21 protein-coding genes are annotated in these 25396 nt (G+C 60.8%); 6 read left to right on the top strand and 15 right to left on the bottom strand.

The window, feature by feature from the left end:
• The first annotated feature begins 330 nt into the window (after positions 1-330).
• Positions 331-1614, top strand: coding sequence for a GGDEF domain-containing protein (locus tag J3A98_RS22500; protein WP_021782689.1), 1284 nt, complete (start codon positions 331-333; stop codon positions 1612-1614).
• A gap of 124 nt (positions 1615-1738) precedes the next feature.
• A complete protein-coding gene (locus tag J3A98_RS22495) occupies positions 1739-3517 on the top strand; it encodes an acyl-CoA dehydrogenase C-terminal domain-containing protein (protein ID WP_209968555.1) in 1779 nt (592 codons plus the stop codon).
• Positions 3518-3795: 278 nt separating this feature from the next.
• Here J3A98_RS22495 and J3A98_RS22490 read toward each other — a convergent pair whose 3' ends face one another.
• Complete coding sequence (locus J3A98_RS22490) at positions 3796-4719, bottom strand: LysR family transcriptional regulator (RefSeq protein ID WP_176683524.1); 924 nt, start codon at positions 4717-4719, stop codon at positions 3796-3798.
• A gap of 210 nt (positions 4720-4929) precedes the next feature.
• Here J3A98_RS22490 and J3A98_RS22485 point away from each other — a divergent pair, with 210 nt between their 5' ends.
• Both J3A98_RS22485 and J3A98_RS22480 read left to right on the top strand, forming a co-directional pair.
• A complete protein-coding gene (locus J3A98_RS22485; protein ID WP_176683523.1) occupies positions 4930-6210 on the top strand; it encodes an aminotransferase class III-fold pyridoxal phosphate-dependent enzyme in 1281 nt (426 codons plus the stop codon).
• Positions 6211-6357: 147 nt separating this feature from the next.
• Positions 6358-6516 (top strand): YqaE/Pmp3 family membrane protein, encoded by a 159-nt coding sequence (locus J3A98_RS22480; protein ID WP_003177654.1) that lies wholly within the window; start codon positions 6358-6360, stop codon positions 6514-6516.
• A 63-nt stretch (positions 6517-6579) separates the two neighbouring features.
• Here J3A98_RS22480 and J3A98_RS22475 read toward each other — a convergent pair whose 3' ends face one another.
• From J3A98_RS22475 to J3A98_RS22430, 10 genes are all read right to left on the bottom strand, one after another.
• Entirely contained in the window at positions 6580-8403 is a 1824-nt protein-coding gene (locus J3A98_RS22475; RefSeq protein WP_209968551.1) for a S9 family peptidase, read from the bottom strand.
• Positions 8369-9499 (bottom strand): pyrroloquinoline quinone biosynthesis protein PqqE, encoded by a 1131-nt coding sequence (pqqE, locus tag J3A98_RS22470; RefSeq protein ID WP_209969932.1) that lies wholly within the window; start codon positions 9497-9499, stop codon positions 8369-8371. Before pqqE ends, J3A98_RS22475 begins: the two co-directional genes overlap by 35 nt.
• A 1-nt stretch (position 9500) precedes the next feature.
• On the bottom strand, positions 9501-9776 hold the full coding sequence (pqqD, locus tag J3A98_RS22465) for a pyrroloquinoline quinone biosynthesis peptide chaperone PqqD (RefSeq protein WP_176683521.1): 276 nt from the start codon (positions 9774-9776) through the stop codon (positions 9501-9503).
• On the bottom strand, positions 9773-10528 hold the full coding sequence (pqqC, locus tag J3A98_RS22460) for a pyrroloquinoline-quinone synthase PqqC (protein WP_003255592.1): 756 nt from the start codon (positions 10526-10528) through the stop codon (positions 9773-9775). The genes pqqD and pqqC overlap by 4 nt, the downstream gene beginning before the upstream one ends.
• A gap of 159 nt (positions 10529-10687) precedes the next feature.
• Entirely contained in the window at positions 10688-11599 is a 912-nt protein-coding gene (gene pqqB / locus J3A98_RS22455) for a pyrroloquinoline quinone biosynthesis protein PqqB (RefSeq protein WP_209968548.1), read from the bottom strand.
• 79 nt (positions 11600-11678) lie between these two features.
• Positions 11679-11750, bottom strand: coding sequence for a pyrroloquinoline quinone precursor peptide PqqA (gene pqqA / locus J3A98_RS22450; protein WP_003243383.1), 72 nt, complete (start codon positions 11748-11750; stop codon positions 11679-11681).
• A 159-nt stretch (positions 11751-11909) separates the two neighbouring features.
• Complete coding sequence (gene pqqF / locus J3A98_RS22445; protein WP_209968544.1) at positions 11910-14210, bottom strand: pyrroloquinoline quinone biosynthesis protein PqqF; 2301 nt, start codon at positions 14208-14210, stop codon at positions 11910-11912.
• A 141-nt stretch (positions 14211-14351) separates the two neighbouring features.
• Positions 14352-15146: a carbon-nitrogen hydrolase family protein gene (locus J3A98_RS22440; RefSeq protein ID WP_176683518.1), complete on the bottom strand. Its 795-nt coding sequence runs from the start codon at positions 15144-15146 to the stop codon at positions 14352-14354.
• Positions 15147-15160: 14 nt separating this feature from the next.
• Entirely contained in the window at positions 15161-16843 is a 1683-nt protein-coding gene (locus J3A98_RS22435) for an NAD(P)/FAD-dependent oxidoreductase (protein WP_209968540.1), read from the bottom strand.
• A gap of 312 nt (positions 16844-17155) precedes the next feature.
• Entirely contained in the window at positions 17156-17617 is a 462-nt protein-coding gene (locus J3A98_RS22430; RefSeq protein WP_003255583.1) for an Lrp/AsnC family transcriptional regulator, read from the bottom strand.
• A 187-nt stretch (positions 17618-17804) separates the two neighbouring features.
• On the opposite strand from J3A98_RS22430, the gene J3A98_RS22425 reads away from it, so the two are divergent.
• Positions 17805-18359, top strand: a complete 555-nt coding sequence (locus J3A98_RS22425; protein WP_209968537.1) for a serine acetyltransferase — start codon at positions 17805-17807, stop codon at positions 18357-18359.
• Positions 18360-18444: 85 nt separating this feature from the next.
• Here the strand turns inward: J3A98_RS22425 and J3A98_RS22420 are convergent, their stop codons facing one another.
• Positions 18445-19605 carry a Fic family protein gene (locus J3A98_RS22420; RefSeq protein ID WP_209968534.1) on the bottom strand — a complete coding sequence of 387 codons (1161 nt, stop codon included), beginning with the start codon at positions 19603-19605 and terminating at the stop codon, positions 18445-18447.
• Positions 19606-20438: 833 nt separating this feature from the next.
• Here J3A98_RS22420 and J3A98_RS22415 point away from each other — a divergent pair.
• Positions 20439-21815, top strand: coding sequence for a hypothetical protein (locus J3A98_RS22415; protein WP_209968531.1), 1377 nt, complete (start codon positions 20439-20441; stop codon positions 21813-21815).
• 37 nt (positions 21816-21852) lie between these two features.
• On the opposite strand, the gene J3A98_RS22410 is transcribed toward J3A98_RS22415, so the two are convergent.
• The 3 genes from J3A98_RS22410 to J3A98_RS22400 all read right to left on the bottom strand — a co-directional run bounded on the left by J3A98_RS22410 (position 21853) and on the right by J3A98_RS22400 (position 25396).
• Positions 21853-22593: a hypothetical protein gene (locus J3A98_RS22410; RefSeq protein WP_209968528.1), complete on the bottom strand. Its 741-nt coding sequence runs from the start codon at positions 22591-22593 to the stop codon at positions 21853-21855.
• A 90-nt stretch (positions 22594-22683) separates the two neighbouring features.
• Positions 22684-23448, bottom strand: coding sequence for a hypothetical protein (locus J3A98_RS22405; RefSeq protein WP_209968524.1), 765 nt, complete (start codon positions 23446-23448; stop codon positions 22684-22686).
• Positions 23449-23464: 16 nt separating this feature from the next.
• The gene (locus J3A98_RS22400; RefSeq protein WP_209968521.1) at positions 23465-25396 is read right to left on the bottom strand and encodes a hypothetical protein; all 1932 of its coding nucleotides are present in this window, start codon (positions 25394-25396) and stop codon (positions 23465-23467) included.

Below are 25396 nucleotides of genomic sequence, written 5' to 3'. Positions count from 1 at the left end.
GTGGACACACATCTGGGGTTGGACACAGGCCGTCGCGTAGGAGCGGGTTCACCCGCGAAGAGGCCGGCCCTGCTGGCCAATATCCACCCGCCGTTCACCGTTGCCGCCGCCACCGTATTCGCGGGTAAACCCGCTCCTACCACACTGATCGGTGGTGGCCACACACCAGGGGTTGGCCACAGGCCGTCGTAGGAGCGGGTTTACCCGCGAAGGATGCAACACGGTGCATGGGAAGTTCGTTCATTCAACCGCAAATTCAACTGTTCCAGTGCACTGCCGATGAAGTGAGGGCACAATGCCATTATTGATCTGCCGGGTTGGAGATTACCCTTGTTTCGTCTTAACGCTGTTCGCGCTAGCCACTTCCTGCCGTCGCTGTTCTTGTTGCTGGCAGGGCTCGCCGCAGCCTATGTGAGAGACCTCAGCGTCTTTTTCACATCGCTGTTCAATGTCCTGCCTACCTTGGTTCTACTGCTGGGCGGCGCCTACTGCGCGGTTTACCGCCGCCAGCGTGAGCTGTTTCTGATGCTGACGGTGTACATTGCCTACTTCCTGCTCGATACCCAGACCGACTTCTACCGTGACCATGGCCGCGTGCGTGAGGACGCAGCGGTGATCTTCCACCTGGTCTGCCTGCTGCTGCCGGCGCTGTTCGGGCTGTATGGCGCCTGGCAGGAGCGTACGCACCTGCTGCAGGACCTGGTCGCCCGCGGTGCCGTGCTGTTTGCCGTGGGCAGTGTGGCGGTGGCCCTCCAGCAAAGCTACCCCGAGGCGTTGCTGACCTGGTTGGCGGAGATCCGCTGGCCGGCTTTGCATGGCCACTGGATGAGCCTGATCCAGATGGTCTACCCACTGTTCCTTGGTGTGTTCATTCTGCTGGTGGTGCAGTACCTGCGTGCACCCCGGCCGCTGCACGCCGCGCAGTTGATCGGCCTGCTGGGCATTTTCTGGATGCTGCCGCAAACCTTCATCCTGCCGTTTACCCTGAACATCATGTGCAGCCAGGTAATGCTGATGATCGCCGCAGCAGTGGCGCACGAGGCTTATCAGATGGCTTTCCGTGACGAGCTGACTGGCCTGCCGGGGCGCCGTGCGCTGAACGAGCGCATGCAGCGCCTGGGGCGTAACTATGTCATCGCCATGACCGATGTCGACCACTTCAAGAAATTCAACGACACCCACGGCCACGATGTCGGTGATCAGGTGCTGCGGTTGGTCGCCAGCCGCTTGTCCAAGGTCACCGGCGGTGGCCGCGCCTACCGTTATGGTGGGGAAGAGTTCGCCCTGGTGTTCGCCGGCAAGACCGCCGAGGAATGCGTGCCGCATGTGGAGGCTGTGCGTGAAGTAATCGCTAATTACGTGATGCACCTGCGCGACCAGCACAACCGCCCGCAGGACGATACCGCCGGCCGCCAGCGCCGCGCTGGCAGCGGCGGCGGCACGGTTTCGGTCACCATCAGCATTGGTGTGGCCGAGCGCCAGGCGGATCATCGCAACCCCGAGGCGGTACTGAAATCCGCCGACCAGGCGCTTTACAGCGCCAAAGGTGCGGGGCGCAATTGTGTCATGGTGCATGGGCGACAATCACCGCGTGGGGCAGTGCGTACGGCGTGACCGAGTGAGACTATACAGTCGATTGATGACCCTATGTCTCGCAAAAGTTGTTCGGTTACACTGCCAGTAACCCCAGTGTCGCGGTTCCCCGAGACCGCCCCGACCCGACTAGCGAGAGGTTGTCATGGCTGACTATAAAGCGCCCCTGCGCGACATGCGCTTCGTACTGAATGAAGTCTTCAACGTGGCCGAGCAGTGGACGCAGTTGCCCGGTCTGGCCGAGGTTGTCGATGCCGACACGGCCATGGCCGTGCTGGAAGAAGCCGGCAAGGTCACCGCCAAGACCATTGCGCCGCTCAGCCGCGCCGCCGACGAAGAGGGCTGCCACTGGGACAACGGTGTGGTGCGCACCCCAGCCGGTTTCATCGAGGCCTACAACACCTACGCCGAAGGCGGCTGGGTGGGCGTGGGCGGTGACCCGCTGTTCGGCGGTATGGGTATGCCCAAGGCCATCTCGGCCCAGGTCGAGGAAATGGTCAACGCGTCCAGCCTGGCCTTCGGCCTGTACCCGATGCTGACCGCCGGCGCCTGCCTGTCGATCAACGCCCACGCCAGCGAGGCCTTGAAGGCAAAATACCTTCCGAACATGTATGCCGGCGTTTGGGCCGGTTCCATGTGCCTGACCGAGCCACATGCCGGCACCGACTTGGGCATCATCCGCACCAAGGCCGAGCCCCAGGCTGACGGCAGCTACAAGGTCAGCGGCACCAAGATCTTCATCACCGGCGGTGAACACGACCTGACCGAGAACATCATCCATCTGGTTTTGGCCAAGTTGCCGGATGCACCGGCGGGGCCGAAAGGGATTTCGCTGTTCCTGGTGCCGAAGTTCCTGGTCAATGAAGACGGTAGCCTCGGTGCGCGGAACCCGGCCAATTGCGGCTCGATCGAGCACAAAATGGGCATCCAGGCCTCGGCTACCTGTGTGATGAACTTCGACGAAGCTGTCGGCTACATCGTCGGTGAGCCGAACAAAGGCCTGGCGGCCATGTTCACCATGATGAACTACGAGCGCCTGGGCGTCGGCATTCAAGGCCTGGCGTCGGCCGAGCGCTCCTACCAGAACGCCGTGGAGTACGCCCGCGATCGCCTGCAAAGCCGTGCCCCGACTGGCCCGCAAGCCAAGGACAAGGCTGCCGACCCGATCATCGTCCACCCGGACGTGCGTCGCATGCTGTTGACCATGAAGGCGCTGATCGAGGGTGGCCGCGCCTTCTCCACTTACGTGGCCATGCAACTGGACAGTGCCAAGTACAGCGAAGACGCCAGCGTGCGCAAACGCAGCGAAGAGTTGGTGGCACTGCTGACGCCGGTGGCCAAGGCCTTCCTCACCGACCTGGGCCTGGAGTGCGCAGTGCACGGCCAGCAAGTATTTGGCGGGCATGGCTACATTCGTGAATGGGGGCAGGAGCAGTTGGTGCGCGATGTGCGCATTACCCAGATCTACGAGGGTACCAATGGCATCCAGGCCCTCGATCTGATGGGGCGTAAAGTGGTGGCCAGCGGCGGGGCATACTACAAGCTGTTCTCTGATGAGATCCGCCAGTTCATTACCCGTGCAGGCAGCGAACTGGACGAATTCACCACGCCACTGGGTGCTTCGCTCGATCAGCTCGATGGGCTGACCGAGTGGGTATTGCAGCAGGCCAAGGGCAACCCGAATGAAATTGGTGCGGCTTCGGTCGAGTACCTGCATGCCTTCGGCTATGTTGCCTATGGCTATATGTGGGCACTGATGGCGCGGGCGGCGCAGGCGGGTGAGGGAGATGCGGCGTTCTATTCGGGCAAGCTGGGTACGGCGCGGTTCTACTTTGCGCGGTTGCTGCCACGGGTGGATTCGCTGGTGGCTTCGGTGAAGGCGGGAAGTGAGTCGCTTTACCTGCTGGATGCCGAGCAGTTCTGATCGTTTTCTGGGGCCGCGAAGCGGCCCCAGCCATGACATATCTGTGAATGAATCTCCTGTGTAAGCTTTTTCCTACACGACGTGGTGACTTTTCACCACTGTTCTAAGATTGGATCCACGGTTAATCTTTACCACATGGACGTTGCGCAGGAAGCGCAAAGGACAGATCAAGGACGACGACGAAGGACCACCTGCCAGGATGGCGGGGCGATACGGATGTCACAGGGAAACAGTCTGGAAAACCCCGCTTCGGCGGGGTTTTCTTTGCGTGCGTGTTTTTAGGCCAGCACATCCCGCGGTGATGCCCCCAACAGGCGGGCGTCCGTCTCTTCCTCCAGCAACGTGCGCAGCAGCTCTACAGAGGCCTGCTGGCGCTGGGCATCGCGAAATACCAGGCCAACCTTCAACGGCACGCGCGGCTCGCTCAACGGTTTCCACAGCAGCCCTTGGTCATCTTCGGCGGCCTCCTTGGCGCGCCCTGGAAGAATAGTGGCCAGCGCCGTGTGCGCGAGGCTATCGAGAATCCCTGCCATATTGTTCATCTCTGCCTGCACCTGCGGCCGTCGGCCCTGGCTGGCCAACTGCGCCTGCCAGATCTGGCGGATCTGGAACTCCTCGCCCAGCATCAGCATGGGCAACTCGGCGGCCTGGCGGATGGACACCTTCTTGAAGTCCTTCAGCGGGTGGGTATCGGGTATGACCAGTTGCAGCTCATCTTCGTACAACAGCAGGCCATGCAGCCCTGGCTGGCGCGGCGGCAGGTAGCTGATGCCGATGTCCAGACTGCCGTTGAGCAGGCGGCGTTCGATCTCCAGCCCCGACAACTCGTAAATCTGCACGACCAGGTGAGGTTGAGCCTTGCGCAGCCGTTCAAGCAGTTGCGGTACCAGGCTTGGCCGCACGGTCTGCAATACACCGATAGCCAAGGTGCGCAGCGACTGGCCCTTGAAGTTGCGCATGGCCTCGTGGGCACGCTGCAGGCCGTCGAGCAACGGCAGGGCATGGTTGTACAACGTGTGGGCGGCCAGGGTCGGCAGCAAGCGTTTGTTGCTGCGCTCGAACAGGCTGAGATCGAGGCTGTGCTCCAACTGGCGGATTTGCTGGGAAAGCGCTGGCTGTGACAGCGACAGGCGTTCGGCGGCACGGCCGACGTGGCCTTCTTCGTACACCGCGACGAAATAACGCAGTTGACGGAAATCCATAAGAAACACTTATCGAAAATGCTGGAAAAACGAAATGGTCGAAAACCCTGTTGAAGCCTAGTCTATCGCCGTATTCCAAAGGGTTACAGCGATGATTCGGTCGATTGTTACCCCGGATGAAAAACACTTTTGATAGGCAAGGCAAAATATCGAGTGTCGGCATCAAGACCGCACCGTGGCTGCCCTTTACCGTGATTGGTTGGAGCCCTGATGAACCTGTTCAACCTGCGCCGCTCGGCTTCTGCCGCCGCCGCCGAGCCCAAGCGTGCGCCGGTGATCGTGCCGCAAGCTTCTGAGCTGTCACCTGAGCGCCTGATGCCCGGCGCCGAACGTGCAGCGCAGGTATTCGTGCGTGGCCAGGGCTCCTGGTTGTGGGACAACGAGGGGCATGCCTACCTGGACTTCACCCAGGGCGGTGCGGTCAACAGCTTGGGCCACAGCCCCAGCGTGCTGGTCAAAGCATTGGGCAATCAGGCTCAGGCCTTGATCAACCCGGGCTCGGGCTTCCACAACCGTGGCCTGCTGGGGCTGGTCAACCGGCTGTGTCAGAGTACCGGCAGTGACCAGGCCTACCTGCTCAATAGCGGTGCCGAGGCCTGTGAAGGGGCGATCAAGCTGGCGCGGAAGTGGGGCCAGCTGCACCGCAATGGCGCCTATCACATCATTACTGCCAGCCAAGCCTGCCATGGCCGTAGCCTGGGCGCGCTGTCGGCGTCCGATCCGCTGCCATGCAATCGCTGCGAACCTGGCCTGCCAGGTTTCAGCAAGGTGCCGTTCAACGACCTGGCGGCGCTGCACGCCGAGGTGGACTCACGCACCGTGGCGATCATGCTCGAGCCGATACAGGGTGAGGCGGGCGTTATTCCCGCTACTCAGGAATACCTCAAAGGCGTGGAAACGCTCTGCCGCGAACTGGGCATCCTGCTGATCCTAGATGAGGTGCAGACCGGTATTGGTCGCTGTGGTGCGCTGTTGGCCGAGGAGCTCTATGGCGTGCGTGCCGACATCATTACCTTGGGCAAGGGCCTGGGGGGCGGCGTGCCGCTGGCCGCCTTGCTGGCCAGGGGCAAGGCATGCTGCGCCGAGCCTGGTGAGCTGGACGGCAGCCACCATGGCAACGCGCTGATGTGCGCCGCCGGCCTGGCGGTGCTGGACAGCGTGCTGGAGCCTGGCTTTCTGGCCCAGGTTCAGGATAACGGTCGTCACCTGCGTGAAGGCCTGAGCCGCCTGACCGGGCGCTATGGTCAGGGTGAAGTGCGCGGTCACGGGCTGCTATGGGCCCTGCAACTGAAAGAAAACCTGGCCCGCGAGCTGGTGGCTGCGGCCCTGCACGAGGGCCTGCTGCTCAACGCGCCGCAAACGGATGTGGTGCGCTTTTCTCCGGCGCTGACTGTGAGCAAAGGCAACATCGACGAAATGCTGCTGCGCCTGGCGCGCGCTTTCGCCCGCCTGCATGCCCAGCAGCAGGCCCGTCGCGAAGTGCCAGCGTAGCGGCCTGCCAAAGAATTCAACGAACCGTCTGGCGTTCCTGCGCATCGCCCCTGGCCTGTTTCATTCGGCCCGGGGCGTTTTTTTTTGCCTGTGGAACCTCTTCGACTGGCAGCTAGTCTTTGATGTAACCCTTCAGGAGAGACTCGCATGGACTTTATTCGCATCATCATCGCCATTCTTCTGCCACCTCTGGGCGTGTTTCTGCAGGTGGGGTTTGGCGGGGCGTTCTGGCTGAATATTCTGCTGACCTTGCTGGGATACATTCCGGGGATCGTGCATGCGGTGTATATCATCGCCAAGCGTTGATACAGGCAGAGATTGGCCCCTGCAGGAGCAGCGCAAGGTCGCTCCTGCTCGGGGCGCCTGGAACTATTGCGCCAACACCCGGCAATAGAATTTCCACTCTTCTTCCAAGGCATGCGCCAGGTTCTCCGCCTTGCGGAACCCGTGCCGCTCCTCCGCATAAAAATGCCCTTCAGCGTCGATCCCGTTGGCCTGTAGCGCCGCCAACATGGCGCGTGTCTGCTCCGGCACCACCACCGCATCCAGCTCACCCTGGAAGAAAATCACCGGCACCTTGATGCGCTGCGCATGCAGCAGCGGGGTGCGCTGGCGATAGCGTTCAGCGTCGCGCTGCGGGTCGCCGATCAGCCAGTCCAGGTAATCCCCTTCGAACTTGTGCGTGGCACGGCCAAGGGCTAGCGGGTCGCTGACCCCATAGAGGCTGGCGCCAGCGCGGAACACGTCATGGAACGCCAAGGCGCACAAGGTGGTGTAGCCACCGGCGCTACCGCCGCGGATAAACGCCTTGTGCTTGTCGACCAGGCCTTGAGCAGCCAGGTATTCGACCGCCGCGCAGGCATCGGCCACATCGCTCTCGCCCCAGCGCTGGTGCAGGGCCTGGCGGTATTCCCGACCATAGCCGGTGCTGCCCCGGTAGTTGAGGTCGGCCACGGCAAAGCCACGCTGGGTCCAGTACTGGATGCGCGGGTCGAGCACGGGATAGCAGGCTGAGGTTGGCCCGCCGTGGATGAACACCACCAGCGGCGCGGCGCCTTGCGACTGCGCTGGCGGGTAGAAGAAACCATGGGCCTGCTCGCCGCCACTGCCGTAGTGGATCGACTGTGGCAGGCTGATTTGCCCTGCCGGCAGCATTTCGGCACCGCCGGCCAGCACACGTACGTCGTGGTTGCTGCGGTCAATGGCAATGACTGCTGGTGGGCTGATGGGCGAGGCGGCAATGGCATACAGGTGTTCGCTGTCCATGGCCAGGCTGCGAAAGCGTGTGTAGGCACTGGCGAAATGCTCCATACGGCCATCTTCGCCACGCAGCCCCAATTGCCCGAAGCCGTCTTCGAACCAGCTGGCCAGGTAGCTTTGCGGGCTCAGTGCCAACCAGGTACAGGTCCCCAATTGCCAAGGCGCAGCAGCATGGTCCGCCGGTGCGGCAGGCAACGCCTGCCATTGGCCATCGACCTCACCCCAGGGTTGCCAGAAGCCATTGCGGTCGGACAGGCAGTAGAGCCGACCTTCGGCATCGAAGCGTGGTTGTTGCAACGATTCTTCTGCGGCGGCTACACATTGCGCCGGCCCCCAGTGGCCGCTGGCATCGCGCGCGCGGCACATCAGCCGGGTGACGGTCCAGGGCTGTGCCGGGCGGTCCCATTCGATCCACGCCAGGCGCTGGCCATCGGCACTGACGGCAGGCGAGGCGTAGAAGTCGGCGCCCTCGGCGAGCACCTCGCGGCGGCTGTCACCCAAAGCGACCAGGCGGTGCTCTACCTGCTCGGCATGGCGCTCTTCGACGGCCAGTACGTGGCCGTCGTGCCACTGCACATCGCCATAGCGGCAGCTGGCATCCTGGGTCAGTGCACGTGGTAACAGATCGTCCAGCGGCTGGGTGTAGACCTGCTGGTCCTTTTCGTTGACGAATACCAGCCCGTCGCCACCGAGGCAGAAGCTGCCACCGCCGTACTCATAGACCCGGCTGCGTACGCTGAAGCCGTCCGGGGTCAGGCAGCGGGCCTGGTAGTGCAGCCAGTGCCAGATACGGCATGCCCCATCGGCCGGGCGGAATTCGTTCCAGAACAGCCCGTCAGCACTGACCTTGAGTTCGGCGAAGTCGGTACCGGCGGCCACTGCCTGGGCCGCGCTGAATTCAGCCGCGGGCGATGACACGGGAGTTTCGATCATTGCGGAAGGTCATCTGTTCGATCGCGAGCTGGGCGGTTTCTGCCTCCTCGCGGGCTTTGAGGATGATGCCGTGCTCGGTCGACTTGGCGCACACCGGGTCGGCATTGCTGGCATCGCCGGTCAGCATGAAGGCCTGGCAGCGACAGCCGCCGAAGTCCTTTTCTTTCTCGTCGCAGGAGCGGCAAGGTTCGCGCATCCACTCATAGCCACGGAAGCGGTTGAAACCGAACGAGTCATACCAGATATGGTGCAAGTCGTGGTCGCGTACATTCGGGAACTGCACGGGCAGCTGGCGGGCGCCGTGGCAGGGCAATGCGGTGCCGTCCGGGGTGATGGTGAGGAACAGGTTGCCCCAGCCGTTCATGCAGGCCTTGGGGCGCTCTTCGTAGTAGTCAGGGGTTACGAAAATAAGCTTGCACGGGTTGCCCTCGGCCTTGAGCTTGTCCCGGTATTCGTTGGTGATACGTTCGGCCCGCTCGAGCTGCGCGCGGGTTGGCAGCAGCCCCAGGCGGTTGAGGTGCGCCCAGCCATAGAACTGGCAAGTGGCGAGCTCGACAAAGTCGGCCTCCAGGGCAATGCACAACTCGATGATGCGGTCGATCTTGTCGATGTTGTGCCGATGGGTGACGAAGTTGAGCACCATCGGGTAGCCATGGGCTTTCACCGCGCGGGCCATTTCCAGCTTCTGTGCAAAAGCCTTTTTCGAGCCGGCCAGCAGGTTGTTCACCTGCTCGTCGCTGGCCTGGAAGCTGATCTGGATATGGTCCAGGCCAGCCTTCTTGAATTCGGCGATGCGCGCCTCGGTCAGGCCAATGCCCGAGGTGATCAGGTTGGTGTAGTAACCCAGGCGGCGGGCCTCTGCGATCAGTTGAGCAAGGTCCTGGCGTACCAGCGGTTCACCGCCGGAAAAGCCGATTTGTGCGGCACCCATTTCCCGCGCTTCAGCCATGACCTTGAACCACTGTTCGGTGCTCAGCTCCTGGCCCTGGGCGGCGAAGTCCAGCGGGTTGGAGCAGTAAGGGCACTGCAGCGGGCAGCGGTAGGTGAGCTCGGCCAGCAGCCACAGCGGCAGGCCGACCTCGGGCGTGGGCGGCAACTCAGGCGAGGACGATCCAGTGTTCGGCACGGGCCACCTCCATGAACTGCTCGATGTCGTCCGCCACTTCCGGGACACCGGGGAATTGCTGTTCGAGTTCGCTGATAATCGCTGCCACGTCACGCTGGCCGTCGATCAGGCCACCGATCAGGCTCGCGCTGTCGTTGAGCTTGATCATGCCTTCAGGGTACAGCAACACATGGCCCTTTTGCGCCGGCTCGTACTGGAAACGATAGCCGGGGCGCCAGTTCGGTACCTGCTTACGGTCGAAACTCATAGGGTGATTCCCTTGTGCCACACCCGTTCCTGGGTGACGGAGTGATAGGGCGGGCGGTTCAGTTCGTAGGCCATGCTCATGGCATCGAGCATGCTCCAGAGGATATCCAGCTTGAACTGCAATATCTCCAGCATACGCTCCTGGCCCGCGCGGGTGGTGTAGTGCTGCAGGGTAATCGCCAGGCCGTGTTCCACATCGCGCCGAGCCTGGCCCAGGCGGGTACGGAAGTACTCGTAGCCGGCGGGATCGATCCACGGGTAGTGCTGTGGCCAGCTGTCCAGGCGCGATTGGTGGATTTGCGGGGCGAACAGCTCGGTCAGCGAGCTGCTGGCGGCTTCCTGCCAGCTGGCGCGGCGGGCGAAGTTGACGTAGGCGTCCACAGCAAAGCGCACGCCGGGCAATACCAGTTCTTGCGAGCGCAATTGGTCCGGGTCCAGCCCGACAGCCTGGCCCAGGCGCAGCCAGGCTTCGATACCGCCATCCTCGCCGGGCGCACCATCGTGGTCGAGCAGGCGCTGGATCCACTCGCGGCGCACTTCGCGGTCCGGGCAGTTGGCCAGGATCGCGGCATCTTTCATCGGGATGTTGACTTGGTAATAAAAGCGGTTGGCCACCCAGCCCTGGATCTGCTCGCGGGTGGCGCGACCTTGGTACATCGCCACGTGGTACGGGTGATGGATGTGATAATAGGCGCCCTTGGCGCGCAAGGCCTGCTCGAATTCGGCAGGGGACATTGGCAGTGCGTCGCTCATTCGGCTGGCTCCTGTAAAGCGATTGTCAGGGCTGACACATATTCACCCTGTGGGAGCGGGCATGCCCGCGAACACCGGCGAAGCCGGTGCCATACACCGTGTTGGATGCTTCGCGGGCATGCCCGCTCCCACAGGGCCTGTGTCGCATCACGAACTGTTTTACAACGCGATGCTCATGCCATCGAAGGCAACTTCGACGCCCCGGCGCAGGACTTCGGCGCGCTCGGGGGAGTTTTCATCGAGAATCGGGTTGGTGTTGTTGATGTGGATAAGCACTTTGCGCTGGCGCGGGAAGCCGTCGAGCACTTCCAGCATGCCGCCAGGGCCGTTCTGGGCCAGGTGACCCATCTCGCGGCCGGTGCGGGTGCCCACGCCACGGCGCTGCATTTCGTCGTCTTCCCACAGGGTGCCGTCGACCAGCAGGCAGTCGGCACCGTGCATCATCGCCAGCAGATTGTCATCGACCTGGCCCAGGCCCGGGGCGTAGAACAGCTTGCCGCCGGTGCGGGTGTCCTCTACCAGCAGGCCAAGGTTGTCGCCCGGGTGCGGGTCGAAGCGGTGCGGCGAATATGGCGGCGCGGCGCTGCGCAGGGGGAAGGGGGTGAACTTGAGGTTGGGGCAGGCGTCGATCACGAAGCTGCCTTCCAGCTCGATACGGTTCCACTGCAGGCCACCGTTCCAGTGGCTGAGCATGTTGAACAGCGGGAAACCGGTGGTCAGGTCCTGGTGGACCATGTCCGTGCACCATACCTGATGCGGGCAGCCTTCGCGCAGGCTGAGCAGGCCGGTGGTGTGGTCGATCTGGCTGTCCAGCAGGACGATGGCGTTGATGCCGGTGTCGCGCAGGGCCCGGGCCGGCTGCATCGGCGCAAAGGCCTGCAGTTGGGCGCGGATGTCGGGCGAGGCATTGCACAGTATCCAGTGCACACCGTCGTCGGACAGGGCGATGGATGACTGGGTGCGCGCCGTGGCTTGCAGGGTGCCATCACGGTAGCCCTTGCAGTTGACGCAGTTGCAGTTCCACTGCGGGAACCCGCCACCGGCGGCGGAGCCGAGAACCTGGATGTACATGGCCACTCTCTATGCAGAAACCGGATCGGAAAAAACGAAAACGCCCCGGCAGGCCGAGGCGTGAAACCCTAAGCCTGGCTTAGCGGTTAGCGAAGTACATAGTAACTTCGAAGCCGATACGCAGGTCAGTGTATGCAGGTTTGGTCCACATGGAATTACTCCTTCCGAATGAGGGTTGGGTTGTTCAGCTACTACTTGGGTACCGCCATGCGTTGGCAGTTCCCTGAAACCGGGATTGCGCTATCTTACAAGAAAAATTTGAACCGGAAGGTTAATTATTCGAGAAGCGCCGTTGCAGTTCGCGTAATAATCATCGATTTTCGCCCTGCCAGGAAGTGTCTGGCGCGGCAGCGTTGGCCAAGCATAGCCAAGCGGAACCTGTGTCGAGCAGGTTGCTCAGCAGGTGGTCCAGATCCGTCTGCCGCGTAGTCAGAATAGACCTGCGCAGCACATCCAGCCTATTGGGTTGTGTGGCCAAGTATGTCTGCCACGCCCATTCGGCGACATCGGCGTTGGCCATGGCGGGCTCGTCGAATTGCCCAGCCAATGCCTGGCGAGCGGCCGGGTCAAGGGTGACGCCATGGCGCAGCAGGTCGAGCAGGTGGCCGAGCACCTGTGCCTGGCCGGTGTGGGGGGACTGCACGCCGAACAGCAGCCCACCGACCCCCTCGACCTGACGAAAGGCGCTGAACACCGCATAACCGAGTTGCAATTCCACCCGCAGGCGTTGGTAAACCGGCCCTTGCAGCAACTGGGCTAACAGACGGCCTGCGGCTTCTTTGGCCGCAGGCAACGGGCAGAACAGCAGCAGGGCATGTTCGCTGCCTGGCACTTGGGCATGCTGCCAGCGGTGGTTTGCCCATGTTGGCAGGGGACCAGGCCGCGAGCCTTGCCCAGGGCACTGCTGCAGCGCAGTGCCCAAGGCGTTTAGCGCGGTATCCTCGAAGCCTGCAGCCATGCCATGCCACTCGGTGTGCAGCCACAGGCTGTCGAGTTGCTGCTGGTTCAGCGTGTCGGCGGGCACCGCTGCGGGCAGGCTACCCCGTACCGCGTCTGGCAGTTGCTTGAGCAGGGCCCTGATGGGGATCAGGGCCGGGGGCTGCGCCGTGCAGGGCAGCCAGCAACTGGCAGGTGGCTTGAGCATCAAGGCCAATGCTTGTTCCACTGCGCGCAGCACTGCTGCTGGCAGGCCGGCGCAGCGCAACTGCCAGTATTCTCCGGCGCTGCTGTACTGCAGTTGCACGGAGGCGCGGTCACAACGTTCCTGCAGTGGTGCCAGGGCCTGTTCCAGCACACGCTGCAAGGGCTGGCGCAAAGGTGAAGGTACATGCCAGCGCAGGTACAGCGCAGCGTATTGGCGCGCGGGCGGGAGCTGGTCACTGATCTTCAGCGCTGCCGGCAGCGGCTGCGCCTTGGCATGGGGCAGGTCTGCCATCAGCAATGGGTCGACTGGCAAGTGCTGCCAATTGCCATGGTCGCTACCTGGCAGGCTTTCCAGCAGGGCGCCAAGCGCCTGCAACCCTTGGGTATCCAGCTTGGCGAACGGCTGGCCTGTGCTGTCCCGGCGGGCCAGCTCGAGCGCGCTGGCACTGTGCGCACGGCTGCGCTGCAGCAAGCCGAATTGGTGGTTCAACTGTTCGCGGTCGGCCTGGCGGATGAACCTGAACCAACCTTGCAGCAGGGCGCAGGTTTCGTCCGGGCAAGCGTCGGTACTTAGCTTCAGGTCAAGGTGCCACAGCAGCTGACCGGCAAACGCGTACAGCTTTTCGGCCGTGAAGCTTTGTAGCCAGCCACGCTCGCGAAGCGCGCCCAGCCAGGTACCTGGGCGGCTGTCCTCCAGGTAAGCGAACAGCAGTTCCAAGGCTTGCTCGGCGCCGCTGGGGAGGCCTTGGTGAGTGAAGGTCAGGGAGCTAGCGATTGCTGGCAGTGGCGGCGGCGGCATTTGCGGCCCGCGCTCACCTGCGGCGAACAGTTCGGCATGCTGCCGGGCAAGGCGTTCAAGTTCATCCAGCGGCTGCGGCCCGCAAAGGCTCAAGCAGATCTGGCCGCCTTGGTAGAAGCGCTGATGAAAGCCCGCAAGCGCTTGCTGGAAGGCCGCATCGTGCAAGGCCAGGGTGTATCGATTGCCAGCATGAAAAGCGCCCAGTGGATGCTTGTCTGACACTGACTGCAGCAGGGCGAACTGTTGTTGGGCCGATGGATTGCGCGACCAGGCGATGAATTCGGCGTGGATCACTTCGCGTTCACGGCGTTGGCGTTCGATGCCCAGATCCGGTTCTGCCAGCATTTGGCACAGGCGCTCGAGACCGCCGCCTAGCGCGTTGGGTGGCACCTCGAAGAAAAAGTCGGTGGCGCGTTCACGGGTGCTGGCGTTGACCTGTCCGCCCAGGGCTTGTACGTAGCGCATCAGGCCGTCTTCCAGCGGGAAGCGCGGGGTACCGAGGAAGAACAGGTGTTCGAGGAAGTGCGCCAGACCGGGCCATTTGGCAGGTGCGTCGTGGCTGCCCGCATGCACCCGCAATGCGGCGGCCGAGCGTTTGAGGCGCGGGGCGTGGCGCAGGGTCAACTGCAAGCCGTTGACGAGGGTGAGTTGGCGAGTGGCGTCAGGCATGGGGGCTCCGGTGGCGGCTTTCCATGCTAACCGATTTGTTTGCAGGCTCGGCCTATTCGCGGGGTATGGCGCCGGTATGAAAGGCAGCGCAGATCCCGTGGGAGCGGGCGTGCCCGCGAATGGGCCGCATAGCGGCCCCTGTCAGCCTTTACGCAGGTGCAGTTCCTGGCGCAAGTCGATCAGGTAGGGAAACGCCATGCGCCCCTGCACCACCCGTTCATGTTCCAGCTCTGCCAACAACTGGCACTCATCCCGCCCAGCCATGGCAAGTAAACTGCCATCCGGGCCGATGATGCTGCTCTGCCCGCAATACTGGATCTCGTCTTCCGCGCCGCAGTAGTTGGCATATACCAGGTAGCACTGGTTTTCCTGCGCCCGTGCCCTCACGGTCACCTGGCAGGTAAAGTCGTACGGCGTCATGTTCGCCGTCGGCACCAGGATCAGCTCGGCGCCATCCAGCGCCAGGCGCCGGGCGTTCTCCGGGAACTCGATGTCGTAGCAGATCAGCAGGCCAACCTTCCAGCCTTCCAGTTCCACTACCGGGAAGTGGTCGGCGCCTGGGCTGAACATTGAGCGGTCCAGTTCACCGAACAGGTGGGTCTTGCGGTAATTGCTCAGGCTGCGGCCATGCGCATCGATCAACTGCACGCTGTTGTAGATCGCCCCGTCATCGCCGCGCTCCGGGTAGCCATAGACAATGGCGATGCGATGCGCCTGGGCGATTTCCACCACGGTCATGGCTGCCGGGCCATCGGCGGCCTCGGCCAGGCGCTCGACCTGGGCCAGGCCGATGTTGTAGCCGGTCAGGAACATCTCCGGGCAGACCAGCAACCGGGCGCCTTGTGCGGCCGCCAGCTGCGCCTGGTGGCGCAGCCGTTGCAGGTTGCCGGGCACGTCCAGTGGCTTGGGTGCACCTTGGTACAGAGCGATGCGCATGGTGCCTCCTTGTCTCAATCCGCCAGGGCGATCGGGCCGATTTCGTTGAACACATCGCCTGGGCCTGGGTTGTCGGGGTGGGTGTGGCCACCCAAGTGGTTCATGATACCCCACACCGCATTCAGCGACGTCTGCACCGCGCCTTCAACCCAGGCGGGGGTCCATGACACGTCGTCCCCGGCAATGAAGATACCGCGCTGCTCCGCTGGCATGTCCTGCTGCATGAAGTGCGCGTACATGCGCTGGTTGTAGCGGTAATGGCCGGGAAGCGCGCCTTTGAAGGCGCCGAGGAAGTACGGGTCGGCCTCCCAGGAAACCGTGATCGGGTCGCCGATGATATGGCCGGCGATATCGGTCTTCGGGTAGATCTTCTTCAGCGCATCCAAGGCCAGTTGCACGCGCTTTTCCACCGGGTGCGGCAGCATCTTCAGTGCGTCGCTCATCCACGAGTACGACAGGCAGATCACCCCGGGCTTGTCGTTGCCGTTGTCGAACAGGTAAGTGCCGCGGGTGAGTCGATCGGTGAGGGTCATGCTCAGCAAGTCACGGCCGGTTTCCGGGTCCTTGTCCTTCCAGAACGGGCGGTCGACCATGACGAAGGTTTTCGACGACTGCATGTAGCGGGTACGGTCCAGGGCCATCCACATCTTTTGCGAGAACAGCGATTCCTCGCAGTCGATCTGGGTGGTCAGCAACCAGGTCTGGCAGGTGGCGAGTACTGCGCTGTAGTGGCGGGTATCGCCCCAGTTGTCGGTGACCGCCAGGCGGCCATCGGCGGCGCGGGCAATGCGCTTGACCCCGGTACGTGGTGCGCCGCCATGCAGCGTGCTCAGGCTGGTGCCCTCTGGCCAATGCACGCAGCGTTCCGGTACGTGGCGCCAGATGCCCTGTGGCACTTGTTCCACGCCCCCGACCACCAGGTGCTGGTGGTCGTCGCAGTTGGTCATCACCACGCGGAAGATTTCCAGCATCGAGTTGGGGAAGTCCGAGTCCCAACCGCCGGTGCCGAAACCGACCTGGCCGAACACTTCTCGGTGCTGGAAGCTCAGCTTGGCAAAAGAGCGCGAGGTGGCGACGAAGTCGTAGAAGGTGCGGTCGTCCCACAGCGGCACCAGCTTGTTCCAGAGTTCCTTCAGGCGCGGTACATCACGGTCGCGGATGGCCTGCTGGATATCGGCGAACTGCGCACCGCTCTCCAGCGCATCGGCCCAGGCGTCGGCGACCTCATGAAACAGTTGCGGCAGGTCGGTGGGCTTCTCGGCGTAGTAGGTCTGGCCTTCCAGGTCGATTACTGTGCTGCCCGAAGCCGGGGTCAGCGGGTTGGGGAAGGGTTTGGTTTCCAGGCCCAGCTTGTCGACGTAGTGGTAGAAGGCGGTGGACGACACCGGGAAGCGCATGCCACCCAGCTCGGCAACGATCCCGTCAGTGCCATTGAAGGCTTGCGAGCGCAGCCGGCCGCCCAGCCTGGACGCCTCGTACACCACCGGCTTGAGGCCCAGCTTCATTAGCTCGTAGGCCGCTACCAGGCCGGCGATACCGGCACCGACAATGGCCACCTCTTCCCCATGGCGCTCAGCCGGAATGCTGCCCAGGCCTGCCGGGTGTTCCAGCCAGTCGTCGAAAGCAAAAGGGAAGTCCGGGCCGAAAATGGTGATTGGCTTCTTGCCGTCGGCGGGGTGGCGGTTCTTCTTGTTCATGAAATGACCTTGCCAGAGAGGCTGCGCGAGGAGCGGAGCCTGAGTATAGGAGATGCCTGGCTGTCATTTTAGGGAGTGGGGTGTTCGTAATTAAGGTGCAGAGTGTTGTCTGAATGTAGTTAGTTTCGTCGTAATGATTAGGTTAATGTTCATTAAGACGAGGCAGGCGGTCGAGGCAATTCAAAAACCGCCCTGGCCCTTTGTAGGAGCGGGTTTACCCGCGAATGCGTCGGTAGATTCTCTGCCCCATTCGCGGGTAAACCCGCTCCTACAACCGGCCTCATCGATAACCCCACCCGAGCGCCAGTCCGTTCAAAGCGGCTGTCCACGGTCCACCTTGCTGCTGAGAATGATCGACGTGGTGGTTTTCTCCACCCCGTCGACACTGCCAATCTGGTCGAGCAACTGATCCAGCTGCTCGGGCGAGTCCGTACGCAGCCAGGCCACATAGTCGAATTCGCCGCTTACCGCACACAGCTGCTGCACCTGGCCCATGGCACTCAGGCGCCGCACCACGTCCTTGCCGGAACGCGGCTGTACCTTGATCCCGACATACGCCTGCAACCCGCCGCCTATCACACTCTGGCCCAGGCGTACGCCATAGCCGGAGATAACCTTGTTTTTCTCCAGCCGCTCCAGGCGCGAATTGACGGTGGTGCGGGCGATGCCCAACTGGCGGGCGAGGGTGGCGACGCTTTCGCGGGCGTTGATTTGCAGCAGGGCGATCAGCTGGCGATCGATTTCATCCAGCGTGATGGAGCGGGAATCCGACATGGCGAGTCTCTATGGTTGGCCCGCTAGCCTAGCCAGCCTGTGCCAATCAGGGCAAGGCCAGGTGCAGTCGATCACCGTTGATGGCGTCGGTTTGGCACTTTCTGTGAGAACGGCCGCGTATCTCTGAAGGCTGCGTCTTCGGCACTAATTCGGCATGATGAAGCGGTAGTCCAACGGGAACCTCAGCGTGAACCTCGACCACCTGCTCGAATGCTGGCGACTGGAAGTCGCCAGCAAGAAAAGGCCCGGACGCCGTATCAGCCTACTGTTCAACGTGCTGCGCCGCGCACGCAAGGACAACAAACTACGTTTTCTCTTCGCCTATCGCCTGGCCCAGTACCTCGACGCCCGCGGCGGCCTGGCCCGGCGCCACGCCAGGCGCATGCAGCAGCGGCTCAACCTAAAGTACGCCGTAGACATCGACATCTGCGCCCAGATCGCCCCCGGCCTGCGCATCGCGCACCTGCCTGGGGTGGTGATTACCCGGTACGTCAGCATCGGGCGCAATTTCTTCGTCCGGCAGAACTGCTCGATCGGCATCAAGACCCTGGGGCTGGATGAGTACGCCCTGCGCATTGGCGACAACGTCAGCATGGGCGCCAACAGTTGCATCGTTGCTGATCGTATCGACATTGGCGATGACGTGGTGATTGGCGCGATGTCGTTGGTTACGCGGGACATTCCGCCTGGCATGACCTTCTACAACCCGCGACAGGTCGAGATGCGTCCGGGAGGGGGTTAACCAACAGAGTTACATTTTTGCGGACGCTGGCGATGGCTTATTGATACCTTTTCGGCCGCTACCCTCTGGACGATATCGTTGTTGATCATGACGTACTCGGGTTCGTGGCCTGGTAGGGACGTTCGGGCTGGTTGATCTGATAACGGGTACTGCGCCCTCCGCCAGCCAGTCGCCGCAAGCAGCCTTTCTCCAGCAGGTCGCTTAAGTGCCGAGTTGCGGTGGCCTTGGAGACCTGTGCCACAGATTGGTACTGCGCAGCGCTTATGCCTGCCTCAAAGCCTTTCTCGCCGCCGTCAAGCAGCCGATTGAGTACTTTGATCTGATCGGGGGAAAGTGAGTCTGTGCGATGTGCCTGCCAAAAGCGCGCTTTGGCCAGTACGCGGTCGATACGGGCAAGTGCCTGCTCCAGACTTTTGAGCAATGTGCCGAGAAACCACTGCAGCCAGGCAGTGATATCCAACGTGCTTTTCTGGCTCGCTTCGAGGATGCGGTAATAGCCGGCTCGGTCGTTGAGGATGCTTGCGGACATGGCGTAAAAACGGATGGCTTGCTGTTCGCCTTGGGCCAGCGCTAGGTCTGTGATGGCGCGAGTAAGACGGCCGTTGCCGTCATCGAAGGGGTGCAGGGTGACAAACCAGAAGTGGGCGATGCCGGCGCGTAGCAATGGGTCGAGGCTGGCATCGCTGCGGCTGCTCTCGAACCAGGCGAGGAATTCGGCCAATTGAGTTTCCAGCCCGGCGCGGGGTGGAGCTTCGAAATGCACTGTAGGACGGTCGACGCGGCCTGAAACAACCTGCATGGGCTCCTCGCCCCGCAGTGTGCCAATGCGTAGCGGGCGTGCCAGCAGGTGGTCGCCACTGGGGAACAGCCAGCAGTGCCAGCCGTACAGTCGCTCCAGATCCAAAGGTTGCTGGTGCGCGCGGATGGCATCGAGCAGTAACGCTGCCAAGCCTTCCGAGCGTGCAGTGGTGCGGCCTTCTTCGTTTATCCCCAGGCGCCGCGCCAGTGATGAACGCACTGAGCCGACATTCAGCTGCTCACCCTCGATAGCTGATGAGGTGACGATGTTCTGTAGCAGGGCATCCAGGCTGCTCTGCGCCTCGGTATCGCTACCGACAGCGCCGAGCATGCCAAGCAAGCGCCCCTGGGCCTGATTGCAGGCGCGCAGCAGCTGGGCAAGCGGTTCGGCTTGCCAGGTGAAGTGTGGCCAGTTGGACTGCTGCCAGATCCAGTAGGGTTCATTCATAGGCTTGCTCATTTGTGAGCCGATTAGCGAGCCTATTCGGCTCATTCTATGAGCTGATAATGCTGGCTATTCGGCTCATTGTCTAATCCTCACGCTAGGGTGTTTGGCTGGAAGAGTGCGCCTGGTCAGGGTTGCCGGTTGGGCGAGAATTTGCAGTGGTTCGGGATAGATTGTTGTATTTGCCCAAATGGCTGATTAGCTGCTGGCTTTGGTGGCTTCGGCGCGCTGGGTGGTCGGCTTCTCGGGGGGCTGATTTCGCTGAGATGGTGTTTCAGCGCCACTTCCAAGGTCATGCGCTCGGCGCCGCTGTAAGGGATGTACACGCCCCGACCATTTATTTCTTGCGGGCATGAAAAAGCCGCGCAGTGCGCGGCTTCTAAGCTGGTGGGCCCACACGGACTCGAACCGTGGACCAAAGGATTATGAGCCCGAAAAAATCACCCATGCCCATTGGGAAAACCCTTGATGTGCCTGATTTTATTGAATATCCGATTTTATTGGGGAAGGGTTTTAGAATTCAGTGTGGACACATTGTGGACACATACGACTGTACCGGGCTGCGTAGGCCTTCAATTCTTTGCACAGTGTGCAATCCCCTGGTGCCCTACGCGGGCCGCGCTGGGCCTGCCCCGGGGCTAGCTTGCACCAAGGCCCGCCTTTGCACTATTTCGCGAGGCAAAGCGCGTCGGCGGGAGGGGGATAAGTGATTTTTTGACTCGTTTTTTTTCGTGGAGAACCTTTTCACCCTCCCTCTGCTCCCGATCTAGTCGAATGATTCGCTAGGTGCCATCATTGCGCTACTGAACAGCTTTATAGGCAAGGACCCTGCGTAAATGAATGACACAAACAGAAAATATGCGATATCTATTAACGGAATAAAAAGGTACTTCCAGAACCCCGGGAATTTAATTAAATTTCTAGAAGCCGAGATAAGATTCTGGTCGTGGTTGGCAGAGGCTCCCGAGCCATATAATCAAGAGGTGTCGCAATTAGGTCAGATGCTTTTGCTGGGAGAGCTAAATACGGCGGCATTTGATGCACCGGTCCACATGGAATCTGATGATATTGAAGTCGTAGCCTCGCTCAGTAATTACATAGAAAGCACAAGCCCCGAAGGGAAAATTGCGCAGGAGCTATTTGACGTTTACGGGTGCTTCGCGGCTTTGTTCTATCTCGCACATAGAAATGCGATGAGTCGCGACATATATACTTCGGGAGATTACCCCAGACTCAAGGGCAGTCCAGATATTGGCTTTGAACGTTTTGTAGGTATGCAAGTTGTAGTTGATCAGAGCGATCTACACAGCCTGACTGAAGGTAGTCGAATAGCCAGGCTCGATATACTTTTGAAGGATGGTCAAAACTCATTGTCTAGACACCTAGCAGACATGAAAGAGCGACAGGCGAAAGTTGACGATATGGTAGCGGATGCCCAAAAGAAAATTGCTCGCAGGGCAAACTATATTTCGGGTCGATTAAAGCGCCGCGCTACCGTGTATCGAAAATATGTCAGCATGGCTGTGAGTACATCCAGATCTTCAATCAATCAGGCTGCGGACGCATTAAAAAGCGCCAATAGTACGTTTGAGTCAGCGAAAAAAGCCTATCATGATCAAGTAGACCTTGAGGCCTCTGTCGAATACTGGTCTAAGAGGAGAGAAGAGCATGCTTTTTACAAAGGTGTATGGTTGATAGGCGTAATGCTCTGCATGGTTCTTATGTTCGCTTCTGTAATGGGTTATTACGGTTTTGGCGGAGCGACGGGGATTTCTGCACTTATAAAAGGCCAAGTTGCGGTCCAGCAAGTCGAAACCATAAAAAAGGGTGTGGACAACGATGCGGTAGGCGCTGCGGGTCAAAACTCTGATATCAAACAGGTCGATTCAGATCTCAAAATGTCGGAGGTTTCGGGTGTTGTCACCGATCTGGTTGGTGCCGCATTGTTAGTCGCTCTGCTTTCTGTACTTTTGAAAATCGCTCTACGCCAGTTTAATACCCATTCCTTTTGTGCTCTAGATGCATATGAGCGCATTACATTTACTAAGACTTATCTGGCCTTGTTAAATGAAGGGAAGTTGAAGTCTGATGAAGATAGACGATTGGTACTAGAAAATCTGTTTAGGAACTCCCAATTAGGAGGCTTGGCCGAAACCTCATTCTCAAGCCCTATCGAATTGGTCTTGAAGGTGTTGGAAAGTAAGAAGCCCTAAAAAAGCCCGCTCAAGGCGGGCTCTATTGAGGGATAGCTTATGGTAGAACTTTCGGATCGCCTTCCCATTGGAAGGTCAACAGGGCAGTGTGCAGGCTTTCAGCAAAGAGGTGCAGGGACTTCGGACTCACCTCTACCTCACCTACAGTGCCATCAGCAAGAGACGCTGTGTATTTGTTTCCAAACAGGCTGTCCACTACATACACATTTACGCCCTGCATTCCTCCGAAAATACCACCGCCATTGAATGGCTGAGGCACGATTGGTTTATTACCTGCTTTCAGCATTCGTGCGCGGTCTTCAACATGGTGTGCAGAATTCCTTACTTGAATCAGGTTGGGGAATTTTACCGTGGTGAAGTCGTCGTAAATGTTCTTGAGATCTTGTGAGTTCAGATCTTTGGCAAGTGCATCTACCATTTTTGCATAGCCATCGAGAGCGTAAAGAAATGCTTTGGCGTATGTTGTCCGGATACGAAGTTCGATACTTTTTGGGAAGCGACCTTGTTCGATGATCTGCGAGTACGCTGTGGCTGTTGCTTGAAGCTCAATATCGATATTTGGTGCCTTCCTAGTAGGCTGTCCTACCATCTCGCTAATTATGTTCCACTTGAGTTGCTCGTCTGCGAACTCTCGATTAGCTCTTTCTTCGATATCTTCTAACCCAGCTTTTTCAAACGAGATCAACGCGTAGCACGCGTCCTGATAATATCCCTCAAGATTCATAACCAAGCCGTTTCTTGCATAAGAGCCAGGTTTGACGATCAACGGAAAGTCCATGGAGCCACTCCTTTTCAGTACGAATCGATTCCTGTGGAGTGGTGATGCTAGCAAAAGGCCCGCATCATTGCGGGCCCTTTTCGGGGGTTTTTACACTACGATCCCTAGCCGAAGCATGCGCTTGCGCATCGATGCTGCAACGGCCCCCAGTTCATCCTCATTCAGCGGCCTGGAGTAGATGGCCACCGCTGAAATATCCACCTCTCCCCCAAACGCAGCGGAGCCGCTACCGATCTGGAACAGCGAGTCAGCCAGCACCCGCGATGCGGGGTCAGTGCCCTGGGTCATGATGTTCTTTGTGAGGTTCTGCACCTTGGTGAACATTGAGCTGCTGGAGCGCAAGCAGCGGATGCCCCAGTCGGTGGCCACCTCGCCGGCGCTCAGGGTATTCACCGATGAGGTGGCGGTTCCATTGGTGCCCAGGCGAGTCGCGCCACCGGTGACCGAGTTGGGCCGCACGTGATACAGCGAGGTGCCGTAGGCAATGCCGGCAACCCCTTCAGTTGCCGAGTTCCCCCGGTAGTTGCCGACATAGAACGGGGTATTGGCATCCCCGATCGTGGACGCGTCCACTGGGATCTGGCCGACTGCCCGGCCTACCACAACCAGTGTCTGGCCATCAGTCTCATGAATCGCGGTCTTGATGAAGTTGGCCAAGCCCTTGAACCGACCGTGGGTTGGGTATGCCACCGGCGCCCCGACGATAACACCGTCCGGTTTGTCCTTGGCGCGGTTGAAGAAGAACCGCTTAGCGTCGGTGTCAAAGGTGAACCACCCTTCCAGGCCCTGCTTCACAGGGGCGTTGATCTTGGTGTGCCAAGGGCCGATTTGCTGGGTTTTGAAAGTGATGCCCATTGTGTTTTTCCTTTGGTCAGATGAGGTTCAAAGCAGCAGCGGCCACGAAGGGCGCCATAGCTTGGTAGAGGGCAACTCGGGATGCGCCGGCGGGATGGATAGCGTCGGTCCAATCCCCGTAGATGAAGCCGTCGTTTGCAGCGCCTGTGGATGAGTAGCTGTAGGCTGCGTCGGGGTTACCCATTGCCCACAGTGGCGCGATGATGGTTTTGGGGTCTGCCCGGTCCTTGGCACACTGCTGGATCGCCCGGATCAGGGGGACGTAGCGGTTGGTCCAGAGCGTGTTGCGCTCGTCGTTGTAGGCAGTACCAGGAAGGGTGCGGATGATCTTTGCCGACGGGAAAGCCTTGCGCAGCTGGCCATTGATGATGAGGTCGTCGGCGTACACGTTGGCGTAAATGCTGGCATCCGTACGGTCACGCACGTTGTTGGTGCCCAAGGCCTGGATCACGATGTCAGGCGCACTGAGGCCAAAGCGGGACAGGTAGAAGGCCGGATCGAACACATACCCGTTGCGCACGATCTCGGCGCTGTCGCTGCTTGTCGCTGCGCGCAGGAAAGGGTTGATCGGCCACCGCGCCGTCTTTGACAGGTTTCTGTAGTCGTCCTCCCCACCTGGTGCCACCACGCTCACCCGATCGGTGATGGAGTAGGTGAAGTCGCCGGTTTCCCAGCCCTCGCGGCATTCTCCCCATTCACCATTGGTGGCGTTCGCGTTTGCCGGCTCTGCAGAGCCCTCCAACGTGCCGATGAACGTGGCGTCGATGCCCAGGGCCGTCAGGAACTGCTTGAGCAGGTAACCGCCCTGGCGGTTGCCGATGCTGTCACCGATGAACAGGATCCGCACGGGCACTGCAGGGGACTGGACCGGCACATGCTTGAGCGACAGCGCCATGAACCTGCGGTCGTTGGCGTTCGACCTGGCCCGAACGTTGAGCACTGCACCAGGACCATAGGTCTGGGCATTGAGGGCCAGCGGGCTGCCAGTGGCGGCCAAGGCAGTGGTGGTGCTCGACACCGTGGCCACAATGTCCGGACCGAGTTCTCGGCGAATCAGCAGGTTCTGTGGGTAGATCAGTGCATCGGCCAGCGCTGAGGTGGCGATGACCGGTGCGAACAGAAGCCCACCATCGAGCGGCGAGGTGGTGGCCACCTCGGTCTGATGAGGCGCAACCTCGCAGAGGTCCTGCAGGATCGCATCCTCGGCATCCACCACCAGGATTCCCGGGCTGTCATTTGGCTCAATCTCCAAGCCCCCCAGGAGGATGCGATTTCCATCGGCATACAGGATCTGCCCGCCCTCGGCGTCCTCGATCCACGTGGCTCCATCTTTGGATGAAATGATGAAGCCCGGGATTTCCAGAGTGTCATCGGTGATGTTCACCATCTGGGCGTCCTCGGCATCGTGGACTTCCAGGTGGGTGTTCGGGGTGTCCGAGGGCTTCACCAGCCGGCGCAATGCGTCGATGGCGTCTGCAGTCGGGTAGCGGCGAACTTCCACGGCCACACCAGCAACGTTCTCGTAGGTGACCAGGTAATCGCCATTGTCTGGGCTGAGCACCTGGAAGGTGCCACCCACAGGGGTGACCAGCATGCCTTCTTCGATGCTATCGACCGAGTTGGCCTCGGCCAGGGCCACATCGCGGGCGGCCTCTGCTCGGTTGGCCGCCGTGTTCGCTGCAGCAATACCCTCGTCCACGTCGTTCAGCTGGACCGGTATCCGGTAGTCACGGGCACCTTTGACCACGCGCAGGTCATACAGACCGTTCGGCGCCGCAAACTGTATGTACCCCAGCTCATTGGCGGGGAATGGGTTGGTCAGCGACACGCCGTTGGCCTTCTGCAGGCTCGGTGCGATGTTCTCGGTGCCGCGCTGGTAGACGTAGCAAAGAGCCCCCGGCAGCGCGTCGCCGTTCTTGTCTGTGGCGATGTAGGTTTTGAGTTCCAT

Origin of the sequence: Pseudomonas sp. BP6 (assembly GCF_017875935.1) — a bacterium.
Lineage (GTDB): Bacteria > Pseudomonadota > Gammaproteobacteria > Pseudomonadales > Pseudomonadaceae > Aquipseudomonas > Aquipseudomonas putida_Y.
This window is presented reverse-complemented; position numbering and strand designations above follow the sequence as displayed.

Bases quoted from the DNA above. Each gene is read 5' to 3' on its own strand.
- J3A98_RS22495 (WP_209968555.1), top strand. From the start codon at position 1,739: ATGGCTGACTATAAAGCGCCCCTGCGCGACATGCGCTTCGTACTGAAT.
- J3A98_RS22490 (WP_176683524.1), bottom strand. From the start codon at position 4,719: ATGGATTTCCGTCAACTGCGTTATTTCGTCGCGGTGTACGAAGAAGGC.
- J3A98_RS22485 (WP_176683523.1), top strand. From the start codon at position 4,930: ATGAACCTGTTCAACCTGCGCCGCTCGGCTTCTGCCGCCGCCGCCGAG.
- J3A98_RS22480 (WP_003177654.1), top strand. From the start codon at position 6,358: ATGGACTTTATTCGCATCATCATCGCCATTCTTCTGCCACCTCTGGGC.
- J3A98_RS22475 (WP_209968551.1), bottom strand. From the start codon at position 8,403: ATGATCGAAACTCCCGTGTCATCGCCCGCGGCTGAATTCAGCGCGGCC.
- pqqD (WP_176683521.1), bottom strand. From the start codon at position 9,776: ATGAGTTTCGACCGTAAGCAGGTACCGAACTGGCGCCCCGGCTATCGT.
- pqqC (WP_003255592.1), bottom strand. From the start codon at position 10,528: ATGAGCGACGCACTGCCAATGTCCCCTGCCGAATTCGAGCAGGCCTTG.
- pqqB (WP_209968548.1), bottom strand. From the start codon at position 11,599: ATGTACATCCAGGTTCTCGGCTCCGCCGCCGGTGGCGGGTTCCCGCAG.
- pqqF (WP_209968544.1), bottom strand. From the start codon at position 14,210: ATGCCTGACGCCACTCGCCAACTCACCCTCGTCAACGGCTTGCAGTTG.
- J3A98_RS22440 (WP_176683518.1), bottom strand. From the start codon at position 15,146: ATGCGCATCGCTCTGTACCAAGGTGCACCCAAGCCACTGGACGTGCCC.
- J3A98_RS22435 (WP_209968540.1), bottom strand. From the start codon at position 16,843: ATGAACAAGAAGAACCGCCACCCCGCCGACGGCAAGAAGCCAATCACC.
- J3A98_RS22430 (WP_003255583.1), bottom strand. From the start codon at position 17,617: ATGTCGGATTCCCGCTCCATCACGCTGGATGAAATCGATCGCCAGCTG.
- J3A98_RS22420 (WP_209968534.1), bottom strand. From the start codon at position 19,605: ATGAATGAACCCTACTGGATCTGGCAGCAGTCCAACTGGCCACACTTC.
- J3A98_RS22415 (WP_209968531.1), top strand. From the start codon at position 20,439: ATGAATGACACAAACAGAAAATATGCGATATCTATTAACGGAATAAAA.
- J3A98_RS22410 (WP_209968528.1), bottom strand. From the start codon at position 22,593: ATGGACTTTCCGTTGATCGTCAAACCTGGCTCTTATGCAAGAAACGGC.
- J3A98_RS22405 (WP_209968524.1), bottom strand. From the start codon at position 23,448: ATGGGCATCACTTTCAAAACCCAGCAAATCGGCCCTTGGCACACCAAG.
- J3A98_RS22400 (WP_209968521.1), bottom strand. From the start codon at position 25,396: ATGGAACTCAAAACCTACATCGCCACAGACAAGAACGGCGACGCGCTG.